The organism is Pelovirga sp. C15f (assembly GCF_057178085.1).
On sequence record NZ_JBXUCV010000002.1, the window covers coordinates 125,130 to 147,970 of the forward strand.

Genomic DNA, 22,841 nt, shown 5'->3' on the forward strand with positions numbered 1-22,841 from the left:
TGCACAATTAGCACTCGAGATGGTTGAGTGCTAACATAAATGAGTCAGCGGGTGATGGAGTTGTGTTAATGGCTGAATTGAATGAACGTAGCCAGAATATCCTGGAAGCGATCGTCAAGGATTATATTGCTTCCGCAGAGCCGGTAGGCAGTCGTGCTATTAGTCGCAGGCATCACTTTAACCTGTCACCGGCGACAGTGCGCAATGTCATGGCTGATCTTGAAGAGATGGGCCTGCTCTGCTCGCCCCACACCTCGGCCGGGCGGATTCCGACGGAAAAGGGCTTTCAGTATTATATCGACTCCCTGTTGCAGATTCGTAACTTAAGCGACAAGGAAAAAAAACAGCTGCGGAGCAGCTACCGCTTTTCCGGCATGAAGATGGAAGACATCATGCAAGAGGTCGGGCGGATTCTGTCGGGCCTATCCAAATATGCAGGACTGGTGATGGTGCCGAAGTTTGCAACCACGGTCTTTCGTCAGATTGAGTTCGTGCGTTTGTCCCATGGTCGTCTGCTGGTGATCTACGTGTCTGAAACCGGATTGGTACAAAACAAGGTGATCTCGGCCGCTACTGACATTGATCAGCGCCAGCTGGAAAAAATCAGTAATTATCTGAATCGTGAACTTAATGGACTGACTATTCACCAGGTGCGCGAAAAACTGAAAAAAGAGATGCAGGACGAAATGAGTCTCTATGATCAGTTGCGTAAAAAGGCATTGAGTTTGTCTTTTGCTGCCCTGCAGGATGAGATTGAAGATCAGCTCTACGTGACCGGTACATCGTTGATGCTTGAGCAGCCTGAATTTTCCTCACCCGACCAGATGCGGCGCCTGATTCAGACCTTTGAAAGCAAAAAAATTCTGATAGACTTACTGGACCGCAGTCAGTCGGCCCATGGAGTGCAGATTTTTATCGGCAGTGATGTCGATCTGAAGGGCTGTAGTCTGATTTCAGCGAATTTTTCCAATCGAAAAGGTGCGATAGGGTCCCTGGGTGTTGTCGGGCCGATGCGCATGGATTATTCTCAGGTTGTGCCGATTGTTGATTTTACCGCCCAATTGGTCAGCCGCGTGCTTGATCGGGAAGCTGAGTAACTATCTAAAAAAAGATGCTTTTTGCAAAAGCATCAAAGTGAATGGATAAGCAATAAGCACCAAAGGCAGGGCGCGCAATGATTGAGCAATGAGGCGTATTTCAGGTACGGCGAAGCGGTGAGATTATTGCGGTAACGCCGCCGTTGGTGGGTTTTTGTGACGCCATCAAAAGGAGACGACGTAAAGTGGGCAAAAAGACCGAACAAAGTGCAACAGACCAGGTTGCAGAAAACCCAGCCGAGGGTCTTCAGCCGGAGGCTGAACCTCTTGTGGAAAATAGCGATTTAGAACAGCAGCTGGTACAAGCCCGCGACGAGAAACAGCGGCTGCATGAGCAATATCTAAGAACCCTCGCGGACATGGACAACCTGCGCAAGCGCACAACCCGCGAAAAAGAAGAGATTGCCAAGTTCGCTAATGAAGGAATTCTGCGTGATATTCTGCCGGTGATTGATAATCTCGAGCGGGCCCTGGAACATTCAGATAAAGCCGAAGACAGCGGGGGGCTGTTTGAGGGGGTCCGCATGACCCTGACCCAATTCAACCAGGTGCTCAGCCGGTTCGGGGTGGAGACAATTGAATCTGTCGGCAAGCCTTTCGACCCCGCTTATCATCAGGCGATGGGACAGCTGGAGTCAGCTGATCATCCGGTTAACACGGTGATGGTGGAAATGCAGAAGGGCTATCAACTTAATGAACGTTTGCTGCGTCCAGCTTTTGTGCTGGTGGCAAAGTCGCCGGAACAAAACGCTTCAGTAGCCGACGATAACAACAAAACTACCTGATATCAGGACAAAAAAGATCTAGGGAGGAAACAACATCATGGGTAAAGTTATTGGTATTGATTTAGGCACCACCAACTCCTGCGTTGCCATCATGGAAGGTGGCGAGCCGGTTGTTATTGCAAACTCGGAAGGATCACGCACAACCCCCTCCATGGTCGCATTCACCGAATCGGGTGAGCGCCTGGTCGGCCAGCAGGCCAAACGTCAGGCGGTGACCAATCCGGAGAACACACTGTTTGCCATCAAGCGCCTGATCGGCCGCAAGTTTACTTCGGAGGCCGTACAGAAAGACATGAAAATCAGTCCCTTCAAGATTATTGAGGCGGAGAATGGCGATGCCTGGGTACAGGTGCGGGAAAAGAAATACAGTGCTCCGGAGATCTCAGCTATGGTGCTGCAGAAGATGAAGCAGACCGCCGAGGATTATCTTGGTGAAAAGGTTACCGATGCGGTTATTACCGTGCCGGCTTACTTCAACGATTCCCAGCGTCAGGCAACCAAGGATGCCGGCAAGATCGCCGGTCTCAATGTGCTGCGCATCATCAACGAGCCAACTGCAGCGTCCCTGGCTTATGGTCTCGATAAAAAGCACGAAATGACCATCGCTGTTTTTGACCTCGGCGGCGGCACCTTTGACGTCTCAATTCTCGATCTGGGCGACGGCGTCTTTGAGGTTAAGTCAACCAACGGCGACACCTTTCTCGGGGGTGAGGATTTTGACCAGTTGATCATTGACTATGTGGCCAATGAATTCAAAAAAGATCAGGGAATCGACCTGCGTAACGACAAGATGGCCCTGCAACGCTTGAAGGAGGGGGCTGAAAAGGCCAAGATTGAGTTGTCCTCATCGATGGAGACGGACATTAATCTTCCTTTTATTACCGCAGATCAGTCGGGCCCCAAGCACCTGAATATCAAGCTGTCACGCTCAAAGCTTGAAAGTATCTGCAGTGGCCTGCTCGATAAACTGGTCGGCCCCTGCAAGATGGCCCTCAAGGATGCCGGTCTGTCCGCCAGCGATATCCAGGAGGTGGTACTGGTCGGCGGAATGACCCGTATGCCCGCGGTTCAGGAACGGGTCAAGGAGATCTTTGGTAGAACCCCGAGCAGAGGTGTCAATCCTGACGAAGTTGTTGCTATTGGCGCAGCGATTCAGGGTGGCGTTCTGACCGGTGATGTCAAGGATGTCCTGCTTCTCGATGTTACCCCACTGTCTCTGGGGATTGAAACCCTGGGTGGGGTCATGACCAAGCTGATCGAGAAAAACACCACGGTTCCGTGCAAGAAAAGCCAGGTGTTTTCCACTGCTGCCGACAATCAGCCGGCGGTATCGGTTCATGTTCTCCAGGGCGAGCGTGAGATGGCCAGCGACAACAAGACCATCGGTAATTTTGAACTGGTTGGTCTGCCACCCGCACCGCGTGGAGTGCCGCAGATCGAGGTAACCTTCGATATTGATGCTAATGGTATTCTGCACGTATCAGCCAAGGATCTGGGGACCGGCAAGGAGCAGTCGATCCAGATCACCGCTTCCAGTGGTTTGTCCGAAGAAGAGATTCAGCAGATGGTCAAGGACGCTGAACTTCATGCCGGCGATGACAAGAAGAAACGTGAACTGATTGAAGCCCGCAACCAGGCTGATGGCCTGGCCTACACGACGGAAAAATCCCTGGCCGAGCATGGTGAAAAAGTTGACAGTGCCACCAAGGCAAAAATTCAGGAGGCCCTGGACGAGTTGAAAAAAGCGGTTGAAGGTGATGACCCTGAGCTGATCAAGAAGAAAAGCGAAGCCCTCGCTCAGGTTTCTCATAAGCTTGCCGAGGTGATGTATTCACAGGGCCAGGAAGATGCCGGTGCTCCCGGCAGCGACGGGCCGACAGCTGAGGGCTCTGCCAAGGATGACGTTGTTGAGGCCGAATTCGAGGATGTGGACGACAAGAAATAAATTGCTAACCGGCCGGACGCTGACCATGCCAACAAACGGGCGGCGTCCGCTTTTTTTTGAGTTTGGATAATTATTTTGGCAAAATCTGATTATTACGAGATTCTTGAAGTCAACCGTAACGCCAGTGAAACGGAAATAAAAAAAGCCTATCGGCGCTTGGCGGTACAGTATCACCCGGATAAAAACCCCGGCAACAAGGACGCTGAAAATAAATTCAAGGAGCTCTCCGAAGCCTACGCGATTTTGAGCGACTCCCAGAAGCGGGCAACCTATGATCAGTTTGGTCATGCCGGGGTTAACGGTGCCGGTGGTTTCTCGGGCGGTGGATTCGATTTTGGCGGTGCCCCTTTTGAGGATATTTTCGGCGATATTTTTGGAGATATTTTCGGGGGTTCACGGCGTCCCGGACGTGGCCGTCGCGGCGATGACCTGCGTTACAATCTGACGATCAGTTTCGAAGAAGCGGCATTCGGAGCCGAAAAGAAGCTGCAGCTGCCGCGCAGTCAGCCCTGTGAAAGCTGCCAGGGCAGTGGCGCCCGTAGCGGAACCTCGCCCCAGACTTGTTCAACCTGCCGCGGTGCCGGTCAGGTGCGTTATCAGCAGGGATTCTTCACCATGACTCGCCCCTGTCCGGACTGTCACGGTGAAGGTAAAACCATCAAAGACCCCTGCCCTGATTGTAAGGGTAGCGGTCGAGTCAAACAAAAGCGCACCCTTCCCCTCCATGTGCCTGCCGGCGTGGAAAATGGTACCCGCCTCAAACTCAGCGGCGAAGGGGAGATGGGCAGCCAGGGGGGTGCTCCTGGTGATCTGTACGTGGTGATCAGCGTTAAAAAACATCCGCTCTTCGAACGTGATGGCCAGGATGTGATTTGTGAGGTGCCGATTTCTTTTGCCCAGGCAGCCCTTGGTTGTGAACTCGAGGTTCCCACCCTCGAAGGTCGTGTCAACCTTAAAGTGCCGGCGGGCACCCAGAGCGGCAAGATTTTTAAATTGTCGGGCAAGGGGATTGTCGCTCTGCAGGGTTATGGCCGTGGCGATCAGTTGGTGGTTCTTCGGGTCGAGGTTCCCACCAAGCTTAATGCCCGTCAGAAAGAATTACTCGAAGAATTTGCCAAGGCTGGTGGCGAAGAGATCCATCCCCAGGGGAAGGGTTTTTTTGATAAGGTGAAGGAACTGTTCGACTGACATTTTTTGTTGGTGCGGCGCTATAAACATGGAGTACCGATGAAGCGATTCGCTTTTGTGTTTCTCTTGCTGTTTGGCCTGTGTTTGTCCCCGGGGTGGTCGAGTGTGGCAAACGCTGCTGATGTTGAGCGTGGCCAAGAGCTTTATCAGTTGGGGCGTTATGATCAGGCCCTCGCGGTATTGCGTGAACACATTCGTAACGCTCCTGAAAATATTGAAACCGGTCGTGCTTATGCCCTGATTGGTAGAATTCTGACCGAACGGCAGCAGTATCCCGAGGTCATTCTCTACCTGCAGCGCACCCCTGCCGTGTTACGCAGCCCCGAGATCGATTTACACCATGGTCATGCTCTGGTGGCTACCGGTCATGTTGCCGAAGCACTGCGCATGCTGCAACCGCTGATCGGCGAGTCGTTGGCTCCTGCTGATCAGGAGCTGCTGTTTCAATCGTTGGCCAATGCTGCCGTGGCTGAAAATCAGCCATTATTTGCTTTATACTACCTCCACCGGAAACTGGCTTTAAGCGCTGATCAGCAGGCCGTGCTGGTGCGAGTGCGGCAGCTGCTGCAGAACCGCCTGTCTGACGTTGACCTGGCCGAAGCAGCCTTTATGTGGCAGGGCACGGAAATCGGTCAGGACGCTCGGCTACAGCTTGCCCGGCGGGCGCTGGCGCGGCAGAATCCACAAGCGGCAAGACAGCAGCTGGAAAACCTGTTTGCAATCGGTGTCCCTTTCCCCTACTGGCAGGAAGCCGAGGATCTGTTGCAACGTACACAGGAGGATGGCTGGCTCAACCGCAACGCTATCGGTGTTTTGCTGCCCCTGTCCGGACCTTATGCCTTTTATGGCGAAATGGTTAAAAAAGGTCTTGAGCTGGCCCTCGCAGAACACAACAAGACCCGTTTTCCGGTGCGTTTTATCTATCGTGACAGCGCCGGCTCAGTACCCGCTGCCCGTCTGGTCAACGGTCTGGCCAATGAGGATCGGGTGATCGGTATCATCGGCCCACTCCTCAGTGCTGATGCCATGGATGCGGCGCGTGAAGCACAGCGGCAGATGGTGCCGCTGCTGGCGTTGGCGCAGACGGAGGGGCTACCCCAGGTTGGTAACTTTATTTTTCGTGATACGGTGACCGCAGAACAGCAGGTAAAGGCTCTGGTGGAATATGCCAAAGCTGATCAGCGCATCAGTTTTTCGGTGCTTCACCCGCAGACCCGTAGCGGTCAGCAGATGACCCAGTTGTTTGAAACAATGGTGCATCGAAGTGGCGGGGAACTGGTAGATGTTATCAGCTACCCGGAAGGCACCACCGATTTTCGCGGACAGATAGAGCAGTTGCTCTGGTCGAATCGCAGCCGCCCGATTCCTGAAGAAAAAAGTGGCGGACTTGAACCACCCGAATATCCCCTGCCACCTTTCCATGCCCTGTTTATCCCTGATTTTGCTGATAATATCAGCCTGATTGCGCCCCAGTTGATGTTTTATGGCATCAAGGATGTGCAGTTGCTCGGGATCAATGGCTGGTATTCACCGGAACTGATCAATCGTGCCGGCCGTTTTCTGGATAATGCGGTGTTTGTCGAGGCGTTTTATGCCGACAGCCGTGATCCGGAGGTGCGCCGTTTTGTCGAGCTGTATCGCAGTACCTATGATGAGGAGCCAAGTATTCTCGAAGCTCAGGCCTTTGACGCAGCGAGCCTGCTGCTGGCTACCGTTGATCGCCCTGAAGTGGTTAATCGTGACGATCTGCGGATCGCGTTACTGCATTTCGATGACATTCGTGGAGTAACAGGTACCAGGGGGTTTGATCTGCAGGGCGAGTCGCTCAAGGAGCTGAACCTGCTTGGGGTGACGCGCGGTCGACTGGTCCAAAAAAACTAAGCTATAACAACTCTCTGAATAGTTTTTATGGGGTGAATGGCAGCAGCTCCAGGGCGCGTGAGCGCCACGAAAGCACACCAATCTGGGTGTGCATCCGCTCAGCAAGCTGTGGAAAATCCCTGCAGATGACGTTGGCAGCAAAATCGGCAAGAAAGCGTGATTTCAGTTCAGCGCGCGCCCGGTCCATTCCGATTCCTTCGTAAGGGACGGAAGTAAATAACAAAAAACCGTCGTCGGGAATTCGCCCGGCAGCCATATTCCCTTCGATAATCCCTGCCGCTTTCCGGATCGGATCAGCCATATCCGGGCTGTAAGGCCCGATAATCAGCGCCAGGTTCGGCGTATGCAGAAAGTCGAAACCGCGCCCCAGACAGATCATCCACTCTCGATGTTCTACATCCAGCAGCCGACAGGTGTTACGTACCTGGGCAATGTGCTTGATGTTCCCCTGCAACAGCGGCAGCAGGTCGTGCTGCATCTGTTCAGACATGTCAGGGAACATGTTCGCGACCCTGTGATTCAGGGCTGGAATATCGGCCGTCGAAAGGGTTGACAGGTCGAGAAGTTCATCGTCGGCCCCATGCAGGATCAAGGCGTCTTCATCCGTTTCATAAGCGCACAACAGGGGATAGATGGTGCCGTGGCGGTTACCAAAGATATATTCTGCCTGTTGTTTGATCTGGCGGCAGTGGGCGAGGGCGGCAGCGGTATCACCGTTAAAGCCACCGCAACCGCGGCGGTCATCGCCGCGGGAAAAATGATAGGTGATGAAAAACAGGATCTGGCGGCCTGCGGCCAGAATGCGGTGGACTTCTGCGGCCAGGACTTCTCCCAGATGCGGCCAACCGAGGTCAAAGATCCCGCCAAGGTTACGGAAGGGCTGGATGATTCCGGGCGGGGTGCCGGTAGCAACCGGGATATTGATGCGCCCGTCCATACACTTAAGCACCATCATGGCGGTGGGGTACCTGGCGAGATAGAATTCCCGTGCCAGACTGGCATCTGGACTGCGAAACTCAGCGGTATGACGTTGGGCGAGATCCTGTAGCCAGGCGATGCGTTCAGCAATCGGCTGTTGATGAATGGGCATACTTATCTATCCCCTGAAAAGTAACGTCAGCCGACTTCTTGGTCTTCAGCCTGTGGGCTGTAGCGCTCAACCAGGATTTCGAACTCAGCAGTTAACTGATTGTAGCAGCGCAGTTGCCCGGTGCCGATATTGTAGTACCAGCCATGCAGGCTCAGTTGGCCACGGTTCACCCGTTCGCGCACCCAGGGAAAAGTCATCAGATTTTTCAACGAAACGAGGATTGACTCCTTTTCACAGGCGCGCAGTTGCTTTTCTTCCGGAGCATCGGCAAGTTCCTGCAGCACCTTGTCGCGAGCAGAAGCGGCAATGCTCACCCACTTGCTGATAAATTCACCGGCAATCTCCCCTTGAGCACTTTTCATCAAGGCATTGATACCGCCACACTGGGAGTGCCCGAGAATGATGATATCGGAAACATTGAGGTAACAGACGGCATATTCTATGGTGGAACTGACACCATGGTAGTCATCGCTTTTGGCATCGCTTTTAACGTAAGGGGGTACGAGATTGGCGATATTGCGCAGAATAAACAGATCACCGGGTGCGCAGGCGGTCAACATCGCCGGATCGACCCGGGAATCACAGCAGCCGATCAGCAGGGCTTGTGGCCTTTGGCCTGCCGCCAGGGTGGTTGCGAGCTCAGCGTTTTCGCCAAAGTGTTGTTTTTGAAAAACGCCAATACCATCGAGAAACTTACTCACGTCCGCCATGATTTGATCTCCACTGAGTAATATTATGTGGGGAATTGTAGCATAAAAAAATAGCTAAAACACTGTTTTTGAATGATTGAGGCACCGAAAAAAATCGAAAAAATCGAAGGAAATCAATCGGGATAGTTGATAGCAATGCAAATGGCTTCCAGTGAAGAACTTGTGATATGCTGCAGCGGCAAGTGCAAACAGATGATCAATTGCGATATAACCTGGCCTGACGTTCGATACAGCTGGTCACACAAAAAAGCAGGGGAGCACGATGTCGAGTCGCTTTGGACGTTTATTCAATATCAGTACCTTTGGTGAGTCCCACTGCTACGGGGTCGGAGTCAGTGTCGATGGGGTGCCGGCGCGGATGTCGCTGTGCGAAGCGGATATCCAGCGTCAACTTGACCGCCGCCGTCCGGGCGGCAACAGGCTCGGGACGGAACGCAACGAAGCCGACCAGGTGATGATTCTTTCCGGTGTTGAAAACGGTCTGACCCTGGGCACCCCCATCGGGATGCTGGTGAAAAACCAGGATCAGCGACCTGCTGATTATGGTTCCATGAGTGAGGTTCCCCGACCATCTCACGCTGATTATACCTATCGGATGAAATACGGTATTCACGCTTCCAGTGGGGGTGGGCGCTCCAGCGCGCGGGAAACCATCGGCCGGGTTGCAGCCGGGGCGATAGCTGATAAGTTTCTGCGTGAGCACTATGGCATCGAAATTGTCGCCTGGGTCAGTGGCGTCGGGCAGCAAACTGCTACCGCTATCAACCTGGAGACGATTCAGCGTGACCAGGTTGATGAATACGCCATCCGTTGTCCAGACCCGGTTGCGGCAGAGAAGATGACCAGGGAAATACTAGCTGCCCGGGAAAGCAAGGATTCCGTCGGTGGAGTGATCACCTGTGTCTGCCGTAAACTGCCGGTGGGATTAGGCGAACCGGCTTTTGATCGCCTGGAGGCGCTGCTTGCCCATGCGATGTTATCGATTCCGGCGACCAAGGGATTTGAAATCGGCTCCGGGTTTGCCGGCGCCCAGCGCCATGGATCGGTGCACAATGATCCATTTGTTCGTAAAGGGGAGCGTCTTGGTACGGTGACCAATAACAGTGGCGGCGTCCAGGGAGGGATCTCCAATGGTGAGCCGGTCTGGTTTCGCGTCGCTTTCAAGCCGCCGGCAACGATTGGTCTGGCACAGCAGACGGTTGATTATAGCGGTAACCCTGTGACCCTCGAAGCCAAAGGCCGCCATGACCCTTGCGTGGTACCACGTGCGGTGCCGATTGTCGAAAGCATGGCAGCGCTGGTTCTGGCCGATCTTGCCCTGATCCAGAGGATGAGAAGCTGATGGTTGGTCTCTGCATGAAGATTGTTGATCTGGGTGTTCCCGACGGAAGTTGCAATGATTATTGACTGGTATCCCGGCCACATGAAAAAGGCCCGGGCGCAGATTATTGATATCCTGCCGAAGGTTGATCTGGTTATCGAGGTTCTTGATGCGCGCCTGCCGTCAAGCAGCTCCAATCCGCTGTTAGAGCGTCTGCGGGGCAATAAACCCTGCATCAAGATTCTTAACAAGAAAGATCTGGCTGATCCGAACATCACCCGCTCCTGGTTGCGACAGCTGGAACAGCAGCAGCAGGTCAAAGCGTTGGCGCTGGAGGCCAGGGATCGGCGCGATGTTGGCTTGATTCCCAAGCTCTGCCGGACCGTGCTGACGCAACGCTATAAAGCCGGTAAGCCACTACGGGTGATGGTGGTGGGGATCCCGAATGTCGGCAAGTCGACCTTGATTAACACCCTGGCCGGCAAAAAGATGGCGCGCGTCGGAGACAAGCCGGCGATTACTACTACCACCCAGCAAATCGATCTGCGCAACGGAATCCTGCTCCTCGACACCCCCGGCATCCTGTGGCCGGTTCTCGACAATCTCGGCGGAGCATGTCGTCTGGCCGCCAGTGGCGCCCTCGGTGAAGCTGCTTACGCGACCCTTGAGGTGGCGCTGGCCACCCTGGCCTATTTGCGGGAACACTACCCGCAACAAGTAAAGAATCGTTTTCAGCTTGATGATTTGTCGGGGAGCGCGCCGGCCCTATTGGAGCAGATTGGCCGTGGCCGTGGTTGCCTGGCCAGCGGGGGAGGTGTCGATCTGCACCGTGCTGCAGACATGTTGTTGCGCGATCTGCGCGCAAATAAAATTGGCCGTATCAGTCTGGAGCGTCCGGCTGAAGAAGCGAGCGCTTTTGACCAGTATCAGGAGTCTGAATGAAACGCAACACTGCCTATCGGGATATTTTCATTAGTGACCTGCCCTACGAAATTGGTGAGGAAGAAATTACCCAGCTGTTTGCCCTGTGTGGCAGCGTTCAGTCGGTGCAGTTGGTCAGTGATGCCCGCGGTGAATTCAAAGGGCTGGCTTATGTCCGCATGGCCAGCGCCAAAGAAACCCGGGAAGCCATCAATACCCTTGATGGCACCTATCTTTCTGGCCGTTACATCAAGGTCAGCGAAGCCCGTACGAAAGAAGAGCGCAGTGAGGAAGTCGAGGTCATGCCGGTAAAAGCACGGCGCCGCCGAGCTATACCCGGGCGCAAAAAGGTACGTTAAAGATTTTTTCTGGTCAGCTGGGTGATCCATGAATGACAGCAGGTACAGTCGGGAAAAGTGGGATCAACGCTGGCGGGAAAAGGCGGCCGTGCCTCCAGGGAGCCCGGACGACTGGTTGCTTCGGGTTCTGCCGCATTTGCCGGATCACGGAACGGCCCTTGATCTTGCCTGCGGTATGGGGCGTAACGCGCTGGCCCTGGCGAGGGACGGTTATCAGGTGACTGCGGTCGATTTTTCGCCGGTCGCCCTTGCTGTGCTAAGCGCGGCTGCGGCGCAGGAGAAACTGCCGGTTGCTGTTGTGTGTGCCGATCTCGAGGCCGGAGATTATGGGGTTGCGCCCGGGTCTTTTGATCTGGGGCTGCAGTTCTATTATCTCTATCGCCCGTTATTGCCACGGTTGCAGGATGCTGTACGTCCGGGGGGGTATATCGCTATCCGTACCTTCAGTCAGGCAGGGCAGGAGCGTTTCGGGCCGGTTAATCAGGACATCTCATTTGTCCCGGGCGAATTGATCAACCTTTTTTCCGACTGGGAGATCTTGCTTTACGAGGAAGGGCTTGAGCCCTCACGCAAGGGGGGATCGTTGGTCGGGCTGTTCGCCCGCAAGCAACGGTGCAGTGCTGACACCTGAATCTGGAGGCTGTGTCAATGTCTGAAGAGTCGACATTTTTTTTGCCGGTGCGGGATTACTGTCACCGCCAGCTGATTACCTGCAGCATCAATGACTCGGTGATGGCGGCAGCGCAGGTCATGCGTGAACGCAAAATTTCCAGTCTTATTGCCTGTGACGATCAGGGCCAGCCGGTCGGTATTATGACTGATCGTGACCTGCGCGGCAAGGTGGTTGCTGACGGCCTCGAGCCACGTACCCTCAAGGTCGGTGCTATTATGACTTCGCCGGTCATCTCGGTCAAAGAGGATGACACCCTCTTCGAAGTCCTCTATCGCATGTCTCGCCACCGTATCCATCGTATCGGCGTCGTCGATGAACATAATACCCTCGTCGGGTTTATCAATGAATCTGACATAATTCGTCTGCAGAACCGTTCCCCGCAGCACCTGTTAAGATCCATCGATGAAGCCGGTAATATCGAGGATTTACGCCAGATCAATGCTGAAAGTGAGCAGTTGATTGTTTTCCTCAGTCGCAATGGCGTCGGCACCACCAATCTGGTGGAGTTGATCGCCTTGATTAACGATCAACTGACTGACCGTTTGATTCATCTGCTTAAACAGGACCAATTTCCTGATATGGGGAAAAACAGCACCTTCATGGTCCTTGGTAGTGAGGGCCGCCGAGAGCAGACATTAAAGACTGATCAGGATAATGCGCTGATCTACGCTGACCATGTTACAGCTGAAGAGCTCAAAGAAATTGAAGATTTTTCCCGGGAATTGATCAACTCCCTGATCGCCATCGGGGTTCCTGAGTGTCCCGGTGGTATCATGGCAAGCAATGATTTCTGGCGCCGCAGCTTAAGTGATTGGAAGCGTACTGTCAACGTCTGGATTGAGAGTCCCCGCAGTGAAAACATCCTCAATTTCGGGATGCTCTCAGATATGCGTGGGCTGTGCGGTGATCCTCACCTGGAGCAGGAACTGCGTCAATTCATTCTGGAAAAAGCTCAAAATAATAGTATCTTTATGGCGCGCATGGCCCAGAATGTGGTCAATTTTTCCCAGCCGCTGGGTTGGTTCGGGCGTGTCAAGGTGGAACGTAAAGGCCCCCATGCCGGCAAGATAGACCTGAAAAAAGCCGGTATTTTCACCCTCACCGAAGGGATAAAAACCTTGGCCTTGAGTGTCGGCATTTTTGGAGGCAGCACCCTGGAAAAATTAAGTCAGTTGAAAACCCGAGGGGTTCTCGATAAAGGGCAGACGGCCGATCTTGAGGCGGCTTTTTCTCTGCTGACGGGGATGCGTTTACGGTCTCAGATCGCTGCTGCTGATGCCGGTGAAGAGATCACCAACTATGTCGCACCGGAAACCCTGGATCGGGTTGAGATGGGGCGCTTGAAGGAGGCGTTGGAGGTGGTGATGGCCCTTATCTCAACCCTCAGGCAGCATTTTCGGGTCGACATGTTACGCGGCTGAACAAGGCGCGCGCGTCATCCCTTGATGTTGATCGCCGGGTGCACCCGATGGAGGATGGTGACCAGATCCTTTTGCAGCGCCATCACCGTGTCGAGGTTTTTGTAGGCAACCGGTGCTTCGTCCAGGGTTGTCTGATCGATGCGGGCCACAATACCATCCATACTGTCCTTAAACTGCGTCATTGAGATCTGACGTTGCGCCTGTTTGCGCCCCAGGGCGCGCCCGGCACCGTGAGAACTTGACCACAGGGCTTGCGGGTTTCCTTTGCCAACCACAATGCAGGAGCCGTCGCGCATGTTACCGGGGATCACCCCGCGCATCCCTGCTTCGGCATGGGTTGCCCCCTTGCGATGAATCCATAGACCGTTTTTTTCTTCGGCATGATTATGGTTGCGATTAATCAGCTCCGGCCAGTTCGCATCGCCGGCACAATACTGTTGCATCTGCGTCACCACCCGTCGCAAGATCTCGAAACGATTCTGCAGGGCGAATTGCAGACAGAAGTTTAAGTCCTCGATGTAATGGCGTCCCGGTTCGCTACTGGCAGCGAAACCGAAATGCCCTTCTCGCGCTTTGCCGCCGCCGGCGAGTTTCATGTAGTGGTCGGCAACACTATGGCCGAGGTTGCGCGAGCCGGAGTGGATAATAACCCAGACCCGCCGGGATTCATCACTGCCGATTTCGATAAAATGATTTCCGCTCCCCAGGGACCCCAGCTGTTTTAAACCATTCTTAGCCAACAATCGATCAACCAGGGAGGTGCGAGGAATATGCTGGTAATCCCACGACGTGTCGCTGCGATTGTGGGAGAAGCCGACCGGGACAGCACGATAGATGGCTGCAAAGATAGGCTTTGCGTTTCGCCGTACCTGATCACCGACAAAGCTGGTGGGCACAGCACACATACCACAACCGATGTCATAGCCGACCCACGATGGAAGAACTACACCGCTGGTCGCTACAACAGCGCCGATCGGCAAACTGTAGCCGCGGTGGGCATCGGGCATGAGAGCACCGCGAACGCTGAAATCCTGTTCAAGGGCACTATAAAATTGATCGAGGGTTGCGTTGTCGAGGTCGGTGGCGTAAATTTTATGCGGCTTCATTGTGATCCTTCCTAGATCTACCATGGGGCTTTTACCTGCCTGATGATGGCAGAATTCCTGCGGCGCTGTAAAGACGCTGCTCCTCTACCTGTTGGCCTAAGATAACCGGGGATCATTTATGGGCAGCACCAGACCGGTCCAGAAAAAACACCCCAACTGCTCGGTCATGCTGGCAGTGCTGCTGTTTGTGTCACTGTTGCTTCTTGGTGGTTGCTCCAGATCATCACAACCGGTGAGTAGCGGAGCCCAAAAGGCTGATCCCATTGCCGATCTGCTGTTCGAATCAGCCAGTGCAGATGAAGTAACCGGTGCCGGGGAAGAATTACAGCGCATGGGGTACGCGGTGCAGGTTGGGGCTTTTGCGGTTCTGGAAAACGCCGTTGGACTTGAAGCGTCGCTGGCACGTCAGGGCATTGATGCCTATTACTTTCGTGCTGAATCCGGACTGTACAAAGTCCAGTTCGGAAACTATATGACCTACGATGCGGCGCGCACTGAGGCACAGCAGTTTCAAGAGCAAAGACTGATCGACAGCTTTTTTATTGCTGTCCCGGATCAATACAGCGTTGCCAGAATTCAGCGCAGCGGGCGCGGAGATGTTCGCGAAGAACTGGTCATGACCGCAAGGCGTTTTCTTGGTGTACCTTATCGTTGGGGCGGGGAGGACAAGGGCGGGTTCGATTGCAGCGGCCTGACCATGGTCAGTTATCGCCTTAACGGGCTCGCTCTGCCGCGTAATTCCCGGGCCCAGTTTGATGCCGGTCGGGCGGTAAAGCAGCAGGCTTTACAGCGGGGGGATCTGGTGTTTTTCGCTACCCAGGGAGGGCGACGGGTGACTCATGTAGGAATCTATATCGGTAACGATGAGTTTATTCACGCCCCGCGCGCCGGGCAGACGGTTCGGGTTGCCCGTCTGTCCAGCAATTACTTTAAAAAAACCTATGTTGGGGCCCGAACCTATCTGTAGTTGCGGATGGCCCAGGGGTGTTCAGGGATAGGCCTTTGCCCATTGGATAGCAGGCTCCAGCTCGGTAAAAAGGCGGATGTTGACCCCCTTTTGGTAGAGCGTTTCAAGCAGTAACTGCTCATCTTTTTTGTATTCGATGGTGGTAACAATAGCGAGTTTGCGCAACCGCGCACGATGGGTATGGTGCAGAATCGTTTCGGCAACCAGATTGATGCTTTTTTCCCCAGGTGCACAGAAAATCCGGCGTTTGTCAATCACCAGACCGGTACATTCCGAATCTTCCATTTTGTTCAGGATGGGGCGATAAAGAGCATCAATACAGTTATGGCAATCAGAGGGACCGGAGCCGGTGACGATTAAGCATTCACCGTCCTGGTGTGAATTGGTCTCAAGAGCTGTTTGACGTTCAATCATAAGAAGCTGATCCCTGTTGTCCCCTCTTTGAGTTCATCCGCCGTGGCTTCCTTTTGCTGGAAGAGCCTGTTTGTATAACCTGAAAGGTAATTCTATGCCTGAAGCTAACTTTAACAGCGTTTTAGAAAACTGACAAACTAAAATTTATACAATGCTTTGTGATGCCTGCCGGAGATTAATTTGCCGTTCTGTGCTGGTAGTTTTTGTCGGGGTGTTATCCGGAGGCCGGCTTTTGCTGCTCCTGGTTTCCGGTTACTGATGACGGGGATCGTCACTTGGCTGCGTAAGGCAAACCCCCTGCCTGTATCGTCCTGACCCGCTGCAGGTGAATGGAGTCATTAATGAACAACACACCGGCGTCCAAGAAAGAAATTTTTGGTTGGGCCATGTTTGACTTTGCCAACCAGGGCTACACCTTGCTGATTATTACCGTCATTTACGGTGATCTCTTTACCCGCATCATTGTTGGTGATGCCGGCGGTGATTACCGTCTCGGTAACCTGCTCTGGAGCCTGGCCCTGGCTGCCAGCTATGCTCTGGTGGTTGTGACCGCACCGGTATTTGGTGCGATTATCGATTTTTCTGCCACCCGCAAGAAATTTCTGTTTGCCAGTTATCTACTGACGGTGCTCACAACCTGCATGCTCTACTTCGTCGCTCCTGGTTATGTGGTGCCGGCAATGCTACTACTGATCATTTCCAACTACGCCTACTCCATTGGCGAATCTTTTATTGCCAGCTTCCTGACCGATCTGGGTAAACCGGAGGACCTTGGCAAAATTTCCGGATTTGGCTGGGCTCTTGGATATGTCGGCGGGTTGGTTGCTACGGCGGTTGCCCTGTTGTTTCTCGGCGAAGTGAGTCTGGATAACTTTGCGAGGATCCGCTGGGTCGGACCCTTTGCCGGCGTGTTTTTCCTGGTAGCAGCAATTCCTACCTTTGTCTGGCTGAAAGAGCGCGGTCGCGGGCGTCGATTGGCCCACCCACGCCAATATCTGTTCCTGGGATTTCGCCGGGTGCGAAAAACCTGTGTTCATTTAATCCAGTTGCGTGATCTGGCGCTGTTGTTCGGATCAATTTTTTTCGCCATGTGCGGCATCTACATTATCATCGCATTTACCTTCATTTATGGTGCTCAGGTGATTCGCTGGGATGAATCAGTGCGGGTGTTGATGTTTGTCATTGTTCAGATCACTGCAACCCTGGGGGCCCTTGGCTTCGGTTTTATCCAGGACCGCATCGGGGCCAAGGTCACCTACGCCATAACCTTATTGTTGTGGATCCTTGCGATTATCCTGATCTATCTGACCCCGGATCTGGCGGCCTGGTCGACCCGGCTGTTCGGTTGGAACTGGCAGGCACAGTATGTATTTCTTGGCGTTGGTTGCGTTGCCGGCACCTGTCTGGGCTCAACCCAGTCTGCCGGTCGCGCGCTGGTCGGGCTGCTGTCGCCGCGCGGCAAAGCTGCTGAACTGTTTGGCTTCTGGGGAATGTTCAGCAAGGCCGCAGCGATCGTCGGGCTGGTCGGCATTGGTCTGCTGCAGGTAGTCTTCGGTTTGCAGGTTTCTATCCTGTTCTGTGCATTGCTGTTTGCAGCGGCCTTGTTCGTTGCTCTTGCCATCAATGAAGCGCGTGGAAGAGCTCAGGCAGGGGGGGATGCTGGGCGCGCCGGTTGAATAATAAATTGATTGAAGCAAAAAATGCTTTATAGTAGTTTGTTCAGATATTTAGGCATTATCCAGAGATGGTGAGGAAGGTAAATGAAGTTGACAAGGAAAGTTAGAATTGTCGATCCGGATACAAAATACCATCAGGTGCTTGACTGTGCCCTGCGATTGTTTGTCAAAAAGGGTTATCACCGGGTATCGATCCCGGATATTGTCGAAGCGTCGGGTGTCAGTACCGGGGCCATTTATAATTTGTTTGGCAGCAAGGAAAATCTTGCCCGGACCATGCACCAGCAGATCCTTGATGGTTTTCAGGAGGAGTTTGTCACTCGTCTGGTCGACTGTGAAACGACCTATGATAAATTGCGGGCGTTTGCGGAACTGGTTTATATTGAGACCGATCGTGACCCGATCACCATGGAATACCTGCTGTTTATGAAACATGCTGAGTTTATGGACGCGATGGCACCGATCTGCATGACGGAACCTTTTCGCCTGATCCGCCAGATCGTCACCGAAGGCATGGCCCGTGGTGAAATTCGCCAGGGCAACTATTTTATCTCTGCGGTGTCCTATACCGGAGCTATCCTGCGCCCGGCGCAGCTCAAGCTGGAGTGTGTTCTGGAGGGCTCCCTTTGCGACATGGCCGAGGAGCTTATCGCTAACGCCTGGGCCGCCATCAAATCCTGATCTTTTTTCTTTCCCTTTGCCATCGACTGTCTCCAATCTGCTAAACTTCCCGATAGTATTTTATCTCTTTTTATCCGTCTCCCCGGTCAGGTTGTTTGCCGCTAAGAGCGACTTACTGCTTTTCCTTCGGTACTGGAGGTTTTTTTATGACCTATGATCAGGGTCTGTTGTTTTTAATTGCGGCCACCACCGTTGTGTTTTTTGTGTGGGGGCGCTGGCGGCATGATGTGGTCGCTCTCGGTGCGCTTCTGGCTTGTGTATTTGCCGGCCTGGTTCCTTCTGGAGAGGCTTTTGCCGGTGTTGGCCATCCGGCGGTGATCACCGTCGCCTGTGTGCTGATTCTAAGCTCCGGCTTACAGAGTACCGGTGCGGTGGATGTGCTGGTGCAGCGGGTCATGCCCAAAACCGGCGGAATATTGTTGAGTCTGACCGCTTTGATTGGTCTTGGTGTGATCTTATCGGCGTTTATGAACAATGTTGGTGCCATGGCGCTGCTCATGCCGATCGCTGTCCAGATCGCAAAAAAACATGGTCTGCCGGCAGGCAAGGTGCTGATGCCCCTGGCCTTTGGCACCATCCTTGGCGGCATGACGACCCTGATTGGCACCCCCCCGAACTTGATTGTCTCGGGCTTTCGCGCTGATATTGTAGGCAGCCACTTCAGTATGTTTTCCTTTTTACCGGTAGGAGGTTCTGTCGCGGCGGCCGGGTTGCTGTTCCTGCTGCTTATCGGCTGGCGGCTGGTACCAACCCGCGAAGAAGCCGGGGCCGCCGGCTTTGAAACCGGCAACTACCTGACCGAAGCACGGGTTTCCGATAAGGGCAAGGCCGTTGGCAAGAGTTTGCGGGAAATAGAAGAGGCTCTTGAGGAAGTTGATGCCCAGGTTGTCGGCCTGGTGCGGAATGAATTGCGCATTACTGCTCCGAACCCCGCTCGCGTTGTTAAAGCTGGAGATATCCTGATTATTGAGGCTGATCCTGACGCTCTCTCGGCGGCTTTGACAGCCCTGGATCTAAGTCTTGAGGAAGCCGTCCCGCTGACGAAAGACGCTGATGCAGAGACCCCGGAAGCAGAGGATAAGGAAGACGAAGGTGCAGAAAAAGAGCAGGATCAGAATGATAACAAGGCCGCAAAGGACAATCAGATTCAAATACAGGAATTTGTAGTCATGCCGTCGACTGATTTAATTGGCCGAACTGCCAGCGGTATCCGTCTGCGCAGCCAATATGGAATCAACTTGTTGGCGATTTCCAGACAGGGCAAACGCTCCATCAAGAGGCTGCGCATTACCCCGATACACGCCGGAGATGTGTTGCTGATGCAGGGGAACCCAAGTTCCCTTGCCGGCTTTGCCTCGACCTTCGGCTGTGTCCCCCTGGCTAAGCGATCGATCAGTTTGCCCAATAAGGGGCGTGCCATCACTGCGACACTGATCATGGTGGCTGCAGTTACCTTGGCAGCGTTTGGGGTGTTTCCAGCAGCCATTTCTTTTGCTGCCGGTGTTCTGGCATTTATGGCGTTGGGAATTGTTCCACCCCGCCAGGCCTATGAGTCAGTAGACTGGTCTATCATTATTCTGCTTGGATCCCTTATTCCGGTTGCCGGCGCCATGACCTCAACTGGGGGAGCGGACCTTCTGGCGCAGTCTCTGCTCGAATATGTTGCCCAGGGGAACCCTTTAGTCACCCTGGGACTGTTGCTCGTTTTGACGATGCTCCTTACTGATTTTATGAACAATGCAGCCACCGCTGCTATCATGTGCCCATTAGCTATCAGCCTGGCGACGGAGCTGCAGGTAAACCCGGACACTTATCTGATGGCCGTTGCGATTGGCGCTTCCTGCGCTTTTTTGACGCCCATAGGCCATCAGAATAACACCCTTATCCTCGGACCGGGCGGCTTTCGTTTTACCGATTACTGGCGGCTGGGGCTGCCCATGGATGTCGTGGTTGTGTCATTGAGTATCCCACTGTTGCTTTGGATCTGGCCACTTTGAAAAGGCGTATCCCCCACGAATCGCCGTTGAATTGATAAATTTATCTTGACATACGAGATAGTGTTTAATATTGTCGTCTCCAAGGTTAATGTTTATTCTTTTAGTCGCCATCGGTCTCAACGTTGAAATCGTATCGGCGTAAACCCTTCGGAGAGCAAGATGAGTCAAATCTACGCAGACAATTCCCTGAGCATTGGTGGTACTCCGCTTGTACGCCTTAACCGCATTGTTCCCGGAAAAGCTATTGTTTACGCCAAGATTGAGGGGCGCAACCCGGCCTATAGTGTTAAATGCCGGATCGGCGCGTCCATGATCTGGGATGCTGAAAAGAGTGGGAAGTTACGACCTGGTTCTGAGATTGTTGAGCCAACCAGTGGAAATACCGGGATTGCGCTGGCTTTTGTTGCTGCGGCGCGGGGCCTTCCCATCACCCTGACCATGCCTGAAACCATGAGCATGGAGCGGCGTAAGGTGCTCAAGGCTTTTGGCGCCAAGCTGGTACTGACTCCCGGTAACAAAGGGATGGGTGGAGCGATTGCGGCGGCGGAAGAGATGGCAGCAAGTGATCCTGATAAATATGTGTTGCTGCACCAGTTCAAAAATCCAGCCAACCCGGCAATTCACGAGCAGACCACCGGGCCGGAGATCTGGGAGGCAACCGGTGGTAAGGTCGATATCCTGGTTGCCGGGGTTGGTACCGGTGGCACGATTACCGGGATCTCCCGCTATTTTAAAAAGACGCGTGGTCAGGCATTGCACTCGGTTGCCGTGGAACCGACGGACAGCCCGGTTATTTCTCAGCAATTGGCGGGGCAAAGCTTGCAGCCCGGACCTCACAAGATTCAGGGAATCGGTGCCGGTTTTATTCCCGACACGCTTGATCTGGACGTTGTTGATCAGGTTGAACAGGTCAGTAACGAAGAAGCCATCGACTATGCCCAGCGCCTGGCGCGGGAAGAGGGCATTCTCGCCGGAATTTCCTGCGGGGCGGCAGTTGCTGCTGCGGCCAGATTAGCGGCATTGCCGGAGTCGGAAGGCAAAACCATTGTTGTGATCCTGCCCGACTCGGGTGAGCGCTATCTGTCGAGTGTGCTGTTTGAAGGCATTGTGTAGCCATGAATCGTAATTGCAGATTGCCTGGCCATTAAATACGCAAGGCATCAACATCAAGAGCTGTGAAGAACAGGCCCCTTCTCAAAGCAAGAGTAGGGGCCTTTTTCTTGGGACCCTGCGTCGCAATGTCGGTGGTGATGACCGGCCTGATCGCCTCCCGGCCGCGGGTTGATATTGACTTTTTAATGAAAGATCAATAGCCTAGCTTCGATGGTGACTCCTGGAATTATTCTGGCTCGGGGATGGTGCTCATGAGAAAACTGGCAAACCTGTTTCTGATTCTCTTTATCGCTTCAGCGGTCTCCGGAATTTTTCATGTGCTGGTCCAGCACGAGGCTATGTTCTCCTTCGCCTCCCAGTTTCACCGCTTTCTCCGGGGGGCCTGCCTGATCAGCGGTTTCTTCGTTTACATCGGTTTTGGTTTCAATCGGCATCTGCCCAAGCGGGTGCTGATTCCTCTGCTGCTGTGGTTGTTCTGGAGCCTGGTGGATTATTGGCCCCTGAGCTATTTTGCCCTGGGCTGGGGGCAGCTGGTGGCCTACGTTGCACAACTGGCCTTTGGTGTCCTGCTGCTTAAAGTCAATTTTCTATTGAACAATAAAAGTCTGCTGCTGGTTCCAGAGCAGTTCTCCGGCCCGGCCTTCGGTTTTTCAACACTGGTCCGGTTTTCACTGATCAGTCTGGTTGTGCTGCCGGTTTCTTTGCTGCTCGTTATGTTTTCGATTGTCAGCGGAGTGCTCGATCGCAGCACCGGTGGCTTTGTCCAGCTGCGTCCCGATGGCCTCTACATGCAGGAGAAGGTCTACCATCTCGATGGCAAGGATATCCGTCTGGCGGGGATGATTCATCTCGGCCACGGTAGTTATTTCAGAGATCTGATCGCCTCGATTCCCGCCGAGCGCACCCTGATTCTTGCTGAAGGGGTCAGTGATGAGGCAGGTTTGATGCGCGAACAGTTCAGTTACGGCCAGATTGCCGGCAATCTGGGTCTGTCGAGTCAGGAACAGTTTCATTTTGCCGGTCGCCGTATCAGTCCGGCCGATCTGCGTCAACCCTACCGCGAGGCCTATGATGGCCCGCACATTCTCGACGCTGATATCGATCTGCAGCAGTTCGATCCCCGCAGTGTTGAGGTTCTCAACGCCCTGGCCCGGTATTTTCTGAATGCCGATTCCCTGTGGCATGGCTACCTGCAGTTTAATCGCTGGGCCGAGGAGAATATCACCATCGATACCAACCGGGTGCTGATGGACGATCTGATCGACAAACGAAACCAGGCGGTGACTGACCTTATTCCCCAGGCGCTAGAGCGTTACGATGTGGTAGTTATCCCCTGGGGGGCTTTGCATATGCAAGGGATTGAGGCAGCGGTGCGGGCGGCTGATTTTTATCTCCACGACACTTATCTGCGCCGCAGCATCAGCTTTTTAGAGCTTCCTTTCGGTCGTATTTTCCAGCAATGGCGCAACAACAGCTAAAAACTGACGGCCTTTTTC

General features: G+C 53.7%; 20 protein-coding genes. 16 read left to right on the forward strand and 4 right to left on the reverse strand.

The window, feature by feature from the left end; all coding sequences use genetic code 11:
• Positions 1-68: 68 nt before the first annotated feature.
• From hrcA to AC1931_RS05800, 5 genes are all read left to right on the forward strand, one after another.
• Positions 69-1,097 (forward strand): heat-inducible transcriptional repressor HrcA, encoded by a 1,029-nt coding sequence (gene hrcA / locus AC1931_RS05780; RefSeq protein WP_483876298.1) that lies wholly within the window; start codon positions 69-71, stop codon positions 1,095-1,097.
• Positions 1,098-1,282: 185 nt separating this feature from the next.
• On the forward strand, positions 1,283-1,882 hold the full coding sequence (gene grpE, locus AC1931_RS05785; RefSeq protein WP_483876299.1) for a nucleotide exchange factor GrpE: 600 nt from the start codon (positions 1,283-1,285) through the stop codon (positions 1,880-1,882).
• 37 nt (positions 1,883-1,919) lie between these two features.
• Positions 1,920-3,827, forward strand: a complete 1,908-nt coding sequence (gene dnaK / locus AC1931_RS05790) for a molecular chaperone DnaK (protein ID WP_483876300.1) — start codon at positions 1,920-1,922, stop codon at positions 3,825-3,827.
• A gap of 69 nt (positions 3,828-3,896) precedes the next feature.
• Positions 3,897-5,015 carry a molecular chaperone DnaJ gene (dnaJ, locus tag AC1931_RS05795; protein WP_483876925.1) on the forward strand — a complete coding sequence of 373 codons (1,119 nt, stop codon included), beginning with the start codon at positions 3,897-3,899 and terminating at the stop codon, positions 5,013-5,015.
• Between the two features lie 39 nt (positions 5,016-5,054).
• The gene (locus AC1931_RS05800; protein ID WP_483876301.1) at positions 5,055-6,896 is read left to right on the forward strand and encodes a penicillin-binding protein activator; all 1,842 of its coding nucleotides are present in this window, start codon (positions 5,055-5,057) and stop codon (positions 6,894-6,896) included.
• Between the two features lie 25 nt (positions 6,897-6,921).
• Here the strand turns inward: AC1931_RS05800 and AC1931_RS05805 are convergent, their stop codons facing one another.
• Complete coding sequence (locus tag AC1931_RS05805) at positions 6,922-7,986, reverse strand: hypothetical protein (protein ID WP_483876302.1); 1,065 nt, start codon at positions 7,984-7,986, stop codon at positions 6,922-6,924.
• A 26-nt stretch (positions 7,987-8,012) separates the two neighbouring features.
• Positions 8,013-8,696, reverse strand: a complete 684-nt coding sequence (locus AC1931_RS05810) for a carbonic anhydrase (RefSeq protein ID WP_483876303.1) — start codon at positions 8,694-8,696, stop codon at positions 8,013-8,015.
• A 262-nt stretch (positions 8,697-8,958) separates the two neighbouring features.
• Between AC1931_RS05810 and aroC the strand changes: the two genes are divergently transcribed.
• Genes aroC through AC1931_RS05835 form a run of 5 tightly spaced genes read left to right on the forward strand, consistent with a single transcriptional unit; the run spans position 8,959 to position 13,391 of the window.
• Positions 8,959-10,038: a chorismate synthase gene (gene aroC, locus AC1931_RS05815; RefSeq protein WP_483876304.1), complete on the forward strand. Its 1,080-nt coding sequence runs from the start codon at positions 8,959-8,961 to the stop codon at positions 10,036-10,038.
• 54 nt (positions 10,039-10,092) lie between these two features.
• A complete protein-coding gene (ylqF, locus tag AC1931_RS05820) occupies positions 10,093-10,959 on the forward strand; it encodes a ribosome biogenesis GTPase YlqF (protein ID WP_483876305.1) in 867 nt (288 codons plus the stop codon).
• The gene (locus tag AC1931_RS05825; protein WP_483876306.1) at positions 10,956-11,297 is read left to right on the forward strand and encodes an RNA recognition motif domain-containing protein; all 342 of its coding nucleotides are present in this window, start codon (positions 10,956-10,958) and stop codon (positions 11,295-11,297) included. The genes ylqF and AC1931_RS05825 overlap by 4 nt, the downstream gene beginning before the upstream one ends.
• Positions 11,298-11,325: 28 nt before the next feature.
• Positions 11,326-11,928, forward strand: coding sequence for a class I SAM-dependent methyltransferase (locus AC1931_RS05830; RefSeq protein ID WP_483876307.1), 603 nt, complete (start codon positions 11,326-11,328; stop codon positions 11,926-11,928).
• A gap of 17 nt (positions 11,929-11,945) precedes the next feature.
• Positions 11,946-13,391 (forward strand): putative nucleotidyltransferase substrate binding domain-containing protein, encoded by a 1,446-nt coding sequence (locus AC1931_RS05835; protein ID WP_483876308.1) that lies wholly within the window; start codon positions 11,946-11,948, stop codon positions 13,389-13,391.
• A 14-nt stretch (positions 13,392-13,405) separates the two neighbouring features.
• On the opposite strand, the gene AC1931_RS05840 is transcribed toward AC1931_RS05835, so the two are convergent.
• Positions 13,406-14,497 (reverse strand): RtcB family protein, encoded by a 1,092-nt coding sequence (locus AC1931_RS05840; protein WP_483876309.1) that lies wholly within the window; start codon positions 14,495-14,497, stop codon positions 13,406-13,408.
• Positions 14,498-14,615: 118 nt separating this feature from the next.
• On the opposite strand from AC1931_RS05840, the gene AC1931_RS05845 reads away from it, so the two are divergent.
• Entirely contained in the window at positions 14,616-15,464 is an 849-nt protein-coding gene (locus tag AC1931_RS05845; protein WP_483876310.1) for a C40 family peptidase, read from the forward strand.
• A gap of 21 nt (positions 15,465-15,485) precedes the next feature.
• Here the strand turns inward: AC1931_RS05845 and AC1931_RS05850 are convergent, their stop codons facing one another.
• A complete protein-coding gene (locus tag AC1931_RS05850) occupies positions 15,486-15,878 on the reverse strand; it encodes a hypothetical protein (protein WP_483876311.1) in 393 nt (130 codons plus the stop codon).
• 341 nt (positions 15,879-16,219) lie between these two features.
• Here AC1931_RS05850 and AC1931_RS05855 point away from each other — a divergent pair, with 341 nt between their 5' ends.
• The 5 genes from AC1931_RS05855 to AC1931_RS05875 all read left to right on the forward strand — a co-directional run bounded on the left by AC1931_RS05855 (position 16,220) and on the right by AC1931_RS05875 (position 22,823).
• Entirely contained in the window at positions 16,220-17,554 is a 1,335-nt protein-coding gene (locus AC1931_RS05855) for an MFS transporter (protein ID WP_483876312.1), read from the forward strand.
• Between the two features lie 84 nt (positions 17,555-17,638).
• Positions 17,639-18,235, forward strand: coding sequence for a TetR/AcrR family transcriptional regulator (locus AC1931_RS05860; RefSeq protein ID WP_483876313.1), 597 nt, complete (start codon positions 17,639-17,641; stop codon positions 18,233-18,235).
• A gap of 146 nt (positions 18,236-18,381) precedes the next feature.
• On the forward strand, positions 18,382-20,232 hold the full coding sequence (locus AC1931_RS05865) for an SLC13 family permease (protein ID WP_483876314.1): 1,851 nt from the start codon (positions 18,382-18,384) through the stop codon (positions 20,230-20,232).
• A gap of 159 nt (positions 20,233-20,391) precedes the next feature.
• Positions 20,392-21,345, forward strand: coding sequence for a cysteine synthase A (gene cysK / locus AC1931_RS05870; RefSeq protein WP_483876315.1), 954 nt, complete (start codon positions 20,392-20,394; stop codon positions 21,343-21,345).
• A gap of 251 nt (positions 21,346-21,596) precedes the next feature.
• On the forward strand, positions 21,597-22,823 hold the full coding sequence (locus AC1931_RS05875; protein ID WP_483876316.1) for a hypothetical protein: 1,227 nt from the start codon (positions 21,597-21,599) through the stop codon (positions 22,821-22,823).
• Positions 22,824-22,841: the final 18 nt, after the last annotated feature.

Coding starts and splice junctions, on each gene's coding strand:
- AC1931_RS05800 (WP_483876301.1), top strand. CDS start 5,055: ATGAAGCGATTCGCTTTTGTGTTTCTCTTGCTGTTTGGCCTGTGTTTG.
- aroC (WP_483876304.1), top strand. CDS start 8,959: ATGTCGAGTCGCTTTGGACGTTTATTCAATATCAGTACCTTTGGTGAG.
- AC1931_RS05825 (WP_483876306.1), top strand. CDS start 10,956: ATGAAACGCAACACTGCCTATCGGGATATTTTCATTAGTGACCTGCCC.
- AC1931_RS05810 (WP_483876303.1), bottom strand. CDS start 8,696: ATGGCGGACGTGAGTAAGTTTCTCGATGGTATTGGCGTTTTTCAAAAA.
- AC1931_RS05845 (WP_483876310.1), top strand. CDS start 14,616: ATGGGCAGCACCAGACCGGTCCAGAAAAAACACCCCAACTGCTCGGTC.
- AC1931_RS05875 (WP_483876316.1), top strand. CDS start 21,597: ATGAGAAAACTGGCAAACCTGTTTCTGATTCTCTTTATCGCTTCAGCG.
- AC1931_RS05850 (WP_483876311.1), bottom strand. CDS start 15,878: ATGATTGAACGTCAAACAGCTCTTGAGACCAATTCACACCAGGACGGT.
- cysK (WP_483876315.1), top strand. CDS start 20,392: ATGAGTCAAATCTACGCAGACAATTCCCTGAGCATTGGTGGTACTCCG.
- AC1931_RS05830 (WP_483876307.1), top strand. CDS start 11,326: ATGAATGACAGCAGGTACAGTCGGGAAAAGTGGGATCAACGCTGGCGG.
- dnaK (WP_483876300.1), top strand. CDS start 1,920: ATGGGTAAAGTTATTGGTATTGATTTAGGCACCACCAACTCCTGCGTT.
- ylqF (WP_483876305.1), top strand. CDS start 10,093: ATGATTATTGACTGGTATCCCGGCCACATGAAAAAGGCCCGGGCGCAG.
- AC1931_RS05840 (WP_483876309.1), bottom strand. CDS start 14,497: ATGAAGCCGCATAAAATTTACGCCACCGACCTCGACAACGCAACCCTC.
- AC1931_RS05865 (WP_483876314.1), top strand. CDS start 18,382: ATGACCTATGATCAGGGTCTGTTGTTTTTAATTGCGGCCACCACCGTT.
- hrcA (WP_483876298.1), top strand. CDS start 69: ATGGCTGAATTGAATGAACGTAGCCAGAATATCCTGGAAGCGATCGTC.
- AC1931_RS05860 (WP_483876313.1), top strand. CDS start 17,639: ATGAAGTTGACAAGGAAAGTTAGAATTGTCGATCCGGATACAAAATAC.
- AC1931_RS05835 (WP_483876308.1), top strand. CDS start 11,946: ATGTCTGAAGAGTCGACATTTTTTTTGCCGGTGCGGGATTACTGTCAC.
- AC1931_RS05805 (WP_483876302.1), bottom strand. CDS start 7,986: ATGCCCATTCATCAACAGCCGATTGCTGAACGCATCGCCTGGCTACAG.
- AC1931_RS05855 (WP_483876312.1), top strand. CDS start 16,220: ATGAACAACACACCGGCGTCCAAGAAAGAAATTTTTGGTTGGGCCATG.